Here is an 8896-nt window from a genome sequence, read left to right on the forward strand (position 1 = left end):
GGGTAGGGAGGGTGCCTCCCCCTTGCACGCGGGGCCGGCCGGGGGGCTAGAGGCCGACCCGCAGACTCGCACGGAACGCCCAACCAATATGGTTTTGCTGTTCCTCCGCGGACATTTCGCCGGCGACCTGAAAGGCCGAATTGCCAGCGATGCCACGGAGACGGCCGACCCAGCCGCTCGTGCGATCATCAGGGGTAAGGGTGAACGGCGTGCCGTCCTTGAACGACGCGGTGGTCGAACCCAGGGTGCCGCCCACAATCTGGCGGCGGCCGCCTTCGATTTCGAAGCGCGTCCAGCCATCATATTGGTCGAGGCCGCCGAAATCCATGCCGAGCGCAACGGTGCCCGACACCGCTAGCTCGTCGCTGTCGCGGCCCAGCACCTTCAGGTCGAGCGCGTTGCCGCCCCCGGTTTCCTGATAGCCCTTCTCGGTCAGCTTGAAATAATCGACCGCGACCATCGGCCGGATCGTGATCCCGCCCGCTTCGGCATCATAAGCGAGCGACCCCGATGCCGACCACAGGGTGCCGTCCCATTTGCCCTTCATCGTCTTTTCGATGTCCTCGGCGCCTGCCTCGGCGCTGAAGATGCGGGTGCCCTTCAGACTGATCGGGGCGCCCGAGACGCGGGCGTTGGCCATGAAGCCGTCCGAGCGCAAGCGCCAGTGCAGCGCGCCTTCAAACTGGCTGGTGGCGACTTCATTGGCGTTGCTGCCGTTGCCGTCCTTGCCGCTGAGAAACGCGATCGAGCCACCGAAGTTGCCGATGTCGCTCTTGATTTCGGCGCCCAGCCCGATGCCCCAGCCGCTGACGTCATAGCTTGCAGTATCGCCGACGCTTTTCGACGTGCCCCACACCGCCTGGTTGACCCAATAGCCCCATTTGCCTTCGTCCTGGAACGGCGCATTGGGATCCTGCAGGTGGCGCGACAGCGCGCGCGAGCCCGAGGTGACGGTCTCGAACACGCCGCCCTCATGCTCGGGCAGCATCTGGCCCAGCTGGCCGCGGAATTGTTCGCCGCTGGTGATGCCCAGAAAGACGTCCTCGATCTTCTGGTCGGCAATCACCGCGTCGAGCACCGCGTCGAACGCGCCTGCTTCGGAACGGTTGAGCCCCAGCTCGGTCGTGCTCTTGCGCGACACATCGACGATCAACTGGGTCGCGTTCGAGGTCAGCGTGCCCTTGTACAGGAACGGCAGCAGCGTCTGCGACGCGGTCAGGTTGCTCGCGCCGGTCAGTGTGCCCGCGGTCAGCACGACATGTCGCCCCTCGGCCTGTTCGATGCTCGACAGCCGCAGCGCCAGTTTGGATTCGGCGCCAAAGCTCGCGCTGCCGGTGACCTGCAACGCGGTGCCGGTGCTGCCGGTGTCGAGCAGGACGCCGAGCGTTCCCTTGTCGGTGACCGCCAGCGACGCAATCCGCGCGGCGCCGGACACGTCGAAGGTGCCGCCGCCGACCGATACCGCCAGCCCCTGGGCATTGGCCAACGAGCCCGAAAAGATCGACGTGCCACCGATGCTCAGCGTATCGGCGCCGCCGCCGAAGTCGGCAGCGCCAGTGAACTTCGCCGTACCCGCCAGCGTCATGCTGTCATTGCCCGCCCCGAAGCGCGCGTTGCCCGCATAAGAGGCGTCACCCGACAGCGCGAGGCGATTATTGCCCGCGCCGAAAAAACTGTTCCCCTTCACCGATCCGTCGGCGATGTCGAAAATATCGTTGCCACCGCCAAAGCGGACGTCGCCGACGATGCTGGGCGCGGCGATCCCTGACGCGACGGCGGTTTGCCTGACGGTTGCGCCGGTGGCATGCGCCGACAGGTCGATCGCGACATTGCGGTCCGACGTGGCAAGCGCTCCGGTGGCGCTGATCGTGCCGCTGTTTTCGATGACATCGACATTGCCCGACAGGTCGATGATGCCGCGCGCGGTGCCATTATCGCCGCCGGTTTTGGCCGCGATCGTGCCGCTGTTGCGGATCAGCGAAACGTCACCGCCCGCCTGGACCAGCACCGCGGTCGCAACCGATCCTGCGACATTGCCGGTGGTCGTGGCTTCGACCTTGCCCGCGTTGCGCAATTCGGGGGTCGTCGCCCCGCTGCCGATGCGAATGGCCGTCGCGGCGACATCCTTCGACAGCGCGGTCACGCTGCCGGTGGCGCCAATGCCGATCCCGCCCGCGATCGTCACGGCGCCGCCCAGGCCGCCGATCTGCATCCCGTTGCCGTCCTTGCCGGCATAAAGCCCGTTACCGAGCACGGCGCCGTCGATGATCAGCCCCAGCCCGGTGCCGGTCCCGGCGACCGGACCGATCGTCACGCTTTGTGTGGCCGACCCGATCCGAACCGCCGCTGCCGACCCGAAAGAGCGCACAATAGCGCTGCCTTCCTTGTCGTCGGGGATGCCGTCCTTGTCCTCATCATTGTCAGTTGTGCTCGCATCCTTGGGCGGGACCGCCAGGATGATGCCGCCGGTCACATTGCCCTCGACCGACAGCGCCGGGCCGCCAAGCAGTAGATCGTCGGCGTCGAGTTTCGACGGATCGGCGGGCGGGGCGGTAAAACGATATCCGGTGGCGGTCAGATTGCCCTGAACCACCAGCGCCCCGGTGATGTTGCCCGCCAGCCGCGCGGCCGTTGCATCGAGGCCGATGGCGGTGATCGTCCCGGCCAGGCGAACATTGCCGGTGACGTCCTGCAACCCGACGCCGAGCGCGCGGTCGCCGAGCACCGAAATTGTGCCGTCGGTCGTGAAATTGCCGGTCAACGGCCCGCCCAGACGGATGCCCGCCGAATCATTGCCCTCGATCGCGATCGATCCGCTGTTGACGATATTGCCGGTGAAGGCGCCGAGGGTGGCGATGCCGACGCGGTTGCTGCCCAGTGCAAAGGCGCCGTCGATGTCGCCGTCATTGTCGATGTCGGTCGGCGCATAGGGTTCGTCGATGATGATCTTGCCGGTCGCGGCATTGGTGATCGATCCGACCGTCCCGGCGTTGGCGACGATGCCGCGCGCGCCATTGGCATTGCTGATCTCGATCGTGCCTTCGTTGATGACGCGATGATTGCTGTCGATGGTAACTGCGGTGCCGCTGGTCGGTTTCACCGAACCCGTCGAGGTGATCTTGATATCATCGGGTGCGCCCGACTTGATCGTCGAGGTCCGCACCGGTGCCGTGGTCGCGGTGGTGATCGTCGTTTCCGCCTGGGCAGTCGTCGAAAGCAGGGCGGCCAGGCAGGTGGTGGCCAGCAAAGTGTTGCGCATCGGGTTCCTCTTGTGATCGGGGCCGGGATGGCATCCCGGCAACAATCACAAGACGGAGCCCGCGCTCTGTAACCTTGGAAGAAAGGTGCAGCGCGGGCAAAGGCACTGCGGGCTTCGATCCTTGCCAGACCCTAACGCCGCCTGACGCCGTAATCGATCCTGATCCTGACCCAGGCCCCCACCAGGGGGCGCCCACCCAGGCGCGGCGGGCGCACCTGGAACGCCCAGGCGGCGGCGAGCACGGCGCGGTTGATCTGTGATCCGTTCGGATACTCGTCCAGCCCGACGCAGTCCTCGACCCGGTAATCCGGCGCGGTGCGGCAAGCGATCAACCCCCAGCCAGGCCCGCTGGCGGTGGACAAATAACCGCGAAGCTCGTCATCTCTCGGCTCGCGATACCAGGCTGCGGCATAGAGTGGTTCGCCATTCGGCGCCGTTCCCACCCGCTCCGTATCGCGGGATGATGATGAGCCACCGGTGTTGGGCGGCCCATAAACCTGTGCGCCGGGTGGGCGCGTCGCGATCCGGGGAGTCGCCGGTGGCGGGGGCCGTTCGGCTGGCGCCGTCATGATCGGCGTGGCGGGCGGCGGGGGCAGCGGTTGGGCCGGTGCTGGCGGCGCCGGTTCGTCGGGTGCCGGCTGCGGTGACACCGGCTGTTCTTCGGTCTGTTGGCGCTCGGCACTGCTCGGTTCGGGCGTTTCTTGCGAAATCTCGCTGGCCTCGAGGCTCACCACGCTGACGCGCGCCTCCCGGTAATCGGACGGCGTTTCGGCACCAAACGAGAGCAGCATGAGCAACAGCAGCGCCGGGATCAGAACCGCCAGGCTGATGGCAAGCGCGCGTCGCCCCGGCCCGATGCTGAGCGGTTCGACATGGGGAGTGGCTGGAACAGGGGTCAGCTGAGCAATCTTTGGTGGCGGCGTCCGCTGGTCAAGGTGCCGGGGCTATCTGCGCGGGGGATAGTGAGGCGCTGGACCTTTGACAAGGGTGAGCGCCGCCCGATCAGCGAAATGGTCGCCGGTGGCTGCCGTTTCGCTTCGACCGGCCAATCAGCGTTGTTTTTTGGCTATGGTCGCCGTGAAATCGGGATCCTTGTTCGCCACCCAATCGACGAATTTGCGCACGCTGGGGTGGGCCAGCAGGCTTTCGACATCCATCCCGTGGCGCTGCAGCTCGGAATTTGTAAAATTGGCGATCAGCGTTTGCTGGCAAATGCCGTGCATGGGAACAACATCTCGGCCGCCCCGACTTTTGGGCACCGGGTGGTGCCAGACAATGGTTTCGCCAGTGGGGCGTCCACACAGCCAGCAGGATATGATCGCGGCGGGAGCCTGCTCCTCGCGATGCAAATGTCCATAGGGATCCTGTTTCGAGTGTCTGCGAGCCATATGTCTACCTGAATTGCGCCGATGTGCGCCGTCCCCCTATCCGGTTGCGACCAGCATTACCACATGAGCATCTTCAGCTCGCGCGGTGCCAAGGAGCCTCGCTGCCGACCGCAGATAACGATCTGCTGATTGCGCCGGTCAATCGCGCTTGCTGCGCGACGGTCCGCTTTTCCTTAACGCAGGATCGCCTGATACCTTGGGTCCAGATTGATCGCCTGTTGTTCGTCGGCGCCGGCGCGTTTGGGATCGCCATATTTTCGCAACAGGACGCTGCGGTTGTAATAGGCGCGCGCCGACTTGGGCGACAATCCTATTGCGCGGTCAAGATCGGCCATCGCGGCCGCACCGTCGCCTTGCCGGTCATAAGCGAGCCCACGGTTGAGATAAGCGGCCGAAAGGTCCGGCGCGATGGCAAGCGCCGCGCCGAACGCCGCGATTGCCTGGTCCAGATCGCCGGACCATGCCAATTTCAGACCCTCGGATAGATGGGCGTCGGCCTGGCTCCGGACGGCTTTTGCCGCCTTGTCGGCGAGCTTGCGGCATTGCGACAGAGCCCGGTTCGGATCGTTCACCGTGCAGGCGTTCCAATCGCCGCGCCGCACGGGCTTGCTCCGCGCGGTGCGCGCGCCGGTGACGACGATCGATCCTTCGCTGCGGCTGGAATATTCTTCGGACGAGACGACCGACACGGCGACCGGCGTTTCTTGCAGGGTTTGTGACAGGGCACGCCCCTGAACGACGATGGGTGCGGCATCATCAGCGCGCATCATGGGCGGTGGCGGCGCGGCGGGCGCCGCCTGGGCGATCTCCATCGACTTGGCTGCCGTCGCGGTATCGACCGATCGAGGCGACGACGGGGCGAAGTCGGGGGTGTCCGGTGCGGCGGCGGGCGGCGTGACAGCCCTAACCGCATTTGGCGCGGCGGCGATCGCTGTGACGGGCGGCGCTTCATCCTTTGTGCCGGGCGCAATCGCTTCGTCGGCTGCGGGGGCCAGCGGCACCGGCGACTGCCACGCGAAAGGCAGGCTGATCGCAACCACAAGCGCGGCGGCGGCAAACAGCCCGGCCTGGGGACGGTGCGGAGCGCAGTTCTCTCGACCCGCCGCGAAACGTTCAGCGGCGATCTTCTCGGCAGCCAATCCTTCTGGTTCGGCAAGCGTCATCTGCTCAATTTGGCCTCCGCTTATGGCGCGACGATGCGGGACCAGTATCTTTGCGGCGTTCAAATGGGCCTGAAAGGTGGTTACGCCCACGACCTTCATACATCCCGCGAAGCCATGACGCGGGTCAGGAGGTAAAAAATGATCCGACTTCTTTTGTGCTCGCAGCATCTATGTCGGTCGCTGCCAATGAAATCGCATCGATCAGCGGTCACTCACTGACGGACGTCAACGAGATTTTGAACGCGCACTATTTGCTGCTCGATGACAATTTAGCGCGGTCTGCGATCCGAAAACTCGAAGCCAGCGCGCCCAACCGGACGCCCAACTACGATCAAGAGTCGACGCCCAGAGCCGAGAAAATCGTTTAGAAAAATGGTGGACGCACTAGGGCTCGAACCTAGGACCCGCTGATTAAGAGGCCGTTCTGTCGTGGTTTATTGTGTAGTGTTTTCAGGTACTTGGCTGCGTCCGTGCATGATCAGCTGCTCAATAGACCACAACGAACGACAATAGACGGCAACGCTTAACGTCACAAAATCACCCACAACCCGCTCGCGTCGCAACTGGCAGCTTTGCGCCTCATGTCGGCCGTTTGGCTGATCGAGTTTCAACCCGCAAAGCTGCCATTTGTATAAGCCTCCGCGGCTGGGTGTTCCCTCGACGCGTCGCGCCGCCCGTAGCGTCGTGACCGCCATCCCGGCGTATCAGGCGCGACAAGCTCGTGCGCCATCTACATCCGCTGCAAGGAGGCAGAAAGGCCCCGCCAGCGCCGCCGCGTCGAGTTAGCGGCTATCCCGGCGTTCTCGTTCTCGCTTAGGATTGGGCGTCTTTCCAGTCGCGCTTGATCTTTTTGGCGAGGCTCCATTTATGGACCTCGGTTGGACCGTCGTAGATGCGGAAGGCGCGAATTTCGCGGAAAGTTTGCTCGACGATCGTGTCGCGGGTGACGCCGGTGCCACCCATCACCTGGACGCAACGATCGGCGATCCGCATCAACGCTTCGGACACGGCAACCTTCGTCATGGAGCTTTCGACCGTGCCAAGTGATCCGGTGTCGAGCACGCCGGCGCACCAGTCGATCATAAGTTCGGCCTGTTTCAGGTCGATGAGATTTTCGGCGAGCATGAAGCCGACGCCCTCATGATCGACGAGTGGCTTGCCGAACGCGTGGCGGCGATTGGCATAGTCGGTGGCGATCTCGTTGGCGCGGATGCAGCAACCGAGCCAGCGCATACAATGAGTCAAGCGCGCGGGGGCCAGGCGGACCTGCGCATATTTGAAGCCCTCACCGGGATTGCCGAGCATCTGGTCGGCGGGCACGCGCAGATTGTCGATGGTGATTTCGGCATGGCCGCCAGGCATTGAGCTGTCAATGGTGTCTAGGACGCGATCGATGCGGATGGCGGGGTGGGGCAGGTCGACGAGGAACATGCAGGCACCTTCATCAGCCTTAGCCATGACGATGCCGACCTTGGCGCCCTCGGCGCCCGTGATGAAGGCCTTGCGGCCGTTGATGACCCAATGATTGCCATCCTGTCGGCACGTCGTCTGCATCATCGAGGGGTCGGATCCGGCGCCGCCTTCGGCGGCCGGTTCGGTCATGAAGAAGGCCGAGCGGGCGGTGCCGTCGATCATAGGTGCAAGGAAATGCGCTTTCTGTTCAGAAGATCCCATCTTGCCGAGCAGGTACATATTGCCCTCGTCGGGCGCGGCGGTGTTTACGGCGAGCGGACCGAGCGGTGACAGGCCTGAGCGCGTTAGGACATAGGCTGTTTCCGCATGACTCAAATGGCTGCCGCCGGGCAGGATATGCGGTGTCAGCACGCCTGCAGCTTGCGCTTTGTGGCGCATTTCGACGACCAAGTCTTCGGATGGACCATGGCTGCGGCACCGCGGATCGGGTTCATAGGCGACGATGACGTCGCGGACGAACGCTTCGACACGGTCGCCGATTTCGCGGGCGCGGGCGGTAACGGTCATTCTGGTCTCTCCGATTGTCTGCTTCTGCCCCGCGACACGGTCGCAATGGGACGGTGTCCGGCGTTCTTACCGCCTATTCGATTCGATTATGCGCGTCGATCCTTGAAAACGAGCGGTAAGCGGATCGTTCGCCAACCAGACCTTGGCGATCTCGTGGCTTATTCTCGTCATGGCAACAGTAGCCACCTTTGGCTGCCATTTTGCGCAAATTGCCCATCGCAATTGTGGGCGGAGAGTTTGCTGATTTTGGATCGCTACGGCGGTGCTGCCGGTTACCGGCCGTTGTTAATGGAAGCTTGCTTCGGAATGGCGCCAAAAGCCGTCCGACCGCAATCGGCCGGATCGAGCCGAATAGCAGTCGGTCTGAAACGCGCCTCATCTAAGTCGTAGTCGGCCGCGAGAGCGCTGCCTGAAACCTGCCATTCGTCGATGTCGGATCAGCGCGTCAGCAACGCTCCTCATTTGTGTCATTCGGATCGAGATCGACCTGCTCAGGAAACGGCCGTCCGACCGGCAATCGAAGTTCGAACATCGTGAGCCAGCTTGTGCCATTCGTTCCAAAATTTGGACGCACCGGATGCTGACATGGTTGAACAATCTTGGTCCAGTAAAAAACCCTCACTGGAATAGCCGCGGATCTCGTCACTTGCCTCGCGGCATTTAATCTATATAATTAGTATACTAAGTAATTGATTGAGGGCAAGGGTCGAAAATGCGGCGAATGTGCGCAAGCCATCAGCTAAATGATGCTCCTCAGACGATATGACCGCACTTACCGACTTACTCGCCGGCTTGATGACCCGCATTGCTGGCCCCGGTGAATTGACCGGTCTGGCGCGCCTGTCGGGCGGGGCCAATATGGAAAGCTGGGCGTTTGATTGGGCGGGCGGCGCCTATGTGCTGCGCCGCGCGCCGTCAGCCGATTATATGGCGGGGCGGCCCTATGGTCATGCCGACGAGGCGGCGCTGGTGATCGCGGCGCATGGCGCGGGGGTGAAGGCGCCCGAGGTCGTCGGGGTGCTGGCCGACGGCGACGGCATGGGCACCGGCTATGTGATGCGGCGGGTGATCGCCGAAGTGAACCCGGCGAAGATACTCGCCAACCC

The 8896-nt window shown here is 63.7% G+C and carries 6 protein-coding genes and 1 pseudogene; 2 read left to right on the plus strand and 5 right to left on the minus strand.

What is annotated here, in order from left to right; genetic code table 11:
• Positions 1-46: 46 nt before the first annotated feature.
• The 4 genes from FFS68_RS17485 to FFS68_RS17500 form a co-directional block, all read right to left on the minus strand.
• Complete coding sequence (locus tag FFS68_RS17485; protein ID WP_137754479.1) at positions 47-3259, minus strand: autotransporter outer membrane beta-barrel domain-containing protein; 3213 nt, start codon at positions 3257-3259, stop codon at positions 47-49.
• 131 nt (positions 3260-3390) lie between these two features.
• Positions 3391-4050 (minus strand): hypothetical protein, encoded by a 660-nt coding sequence (locus FFS68_RS17490; RefSeq protein WP_249340226.1) that lies wholly within the window; start codon positions 4048-4050, stop codon positions 3391-3393.
• A gap of 258 nt (positions 4051-4308) precedes the next feature.
• On the minus strand, positions 4309-4647 hold the full coding sequence (locus FFS68_RS17495; RefSeq protein ID WP_137754481.1) for a hypothetical protein: 339 nt from the start codon (positions 4645-4647) through the stop codon (positions 4309-4311).
• Positions 4648-4820: 173 nt separating this feature from the next.
• Entirely contained in the window at positions 4821-5810 is a 990-nt protein-coding gene (locus FFS68_RS17500; protein WP_171003947.1) for a tetratricopeptide repeat protein, read from the minus strand.
• A 170-nt stretch (positions 5811-5980) separates the two neighbouring features.
• Here FFS68_RS17500 and FFS68_RS17505 point away from each other — a divergent pair, with 170 nt between their 5' ends.
• Positions 5981-6178: a hypothetical protein gene (locus FFS68_RS17505; RefSeq protein ID WP_137754483.1), complete on the plus strand. Its 198-nt coding sequence runs from the start codon at positions 5981-5983 to the stop codon at positions 6176-6178.
• Between the two features lie 445 nt (positions 6179-6623).
• On the opposite strand, the gene FFS68_RS17510 is transcribed toward FFS68_RS17505, so the two are convergent.
• On the minus strand, positions 6624-7790 hold the full coding sequence (locus tag FFS68_RS17510) for an acyl-CoA dehydrogenase family protein (RefSeq protein WP_137754484.1): 1167 nt from the start codon (positions 7788-7790) through the stop codon (positions 6624-6626).
• A 762-nt stretch (positions 7791-8552) separates the two neighbouring features.
• Here FFS68_RS17510 and FFS68_RS17515 point away from each other — a divergent pair.
• Positions 8553-8896: pseudogene (locus tag FFS68_RS17515) on the plus strand (phosphotransferase family protein); the annotation flags it as partial.

Origin of the sequence: Sphingopyxis sp. L1A2A (genome assembly GCF_005502465.1) — a bacterium.
GTDB lineage: Bacteria > Pseudomonadota > Alphaproteobacteria > Sphingomonadales > Sphingomonadaceae > Sphingopyxis.

Excerpts from the sequence above, each read along its gene's own strand:
- FFS68_RS17495 (WP_137754481.1), bottom strand. The coding sequence starts at position 4,647 with ATGGCTCGCAGACACTCGAAACAGGATCCCTATGGACATTTGCATCGC.
- FFS68_RS17490 (WP_249340226.1), bottom strand. The coding sequence starts at position 4,050 with ATGCTGCTCTCGTTTGGTGCCGAAACGCCGTCCGATTACCGGGAGGCG.
- FFS68_RS17485 (WP_137754479.1), bottom strand. The coding sequence starts at position 3,259 with ATGCGCAACACTTTGCTGGCCACCACCTGCCTGGCCGCCCTGCTTTCG.
- FFS68_RS17510 (WP_137754484.1), bottom strand. The coding sequence starts at position 7,790 with ATGACCGTTACCGCCCGCGCCCGCGAAATCGGCGACCGTGTCGAAGCG.
- FFS68_RS17505 (WP_137754483.1), top strand. The coding sequence starts at position 5,981 with ATGTCGGTCGCTGCCAATGAAATCGCATCGATCAGCGGTCACTCACTG.
- FFS68_RS17500 (WP_171003947.1), bottom strand. The coding sequence starts at position 5,810 with ATGACGCTTGCCGAACCAGAAGGATTGGCTGCCGAGAAGATCGCCGCT.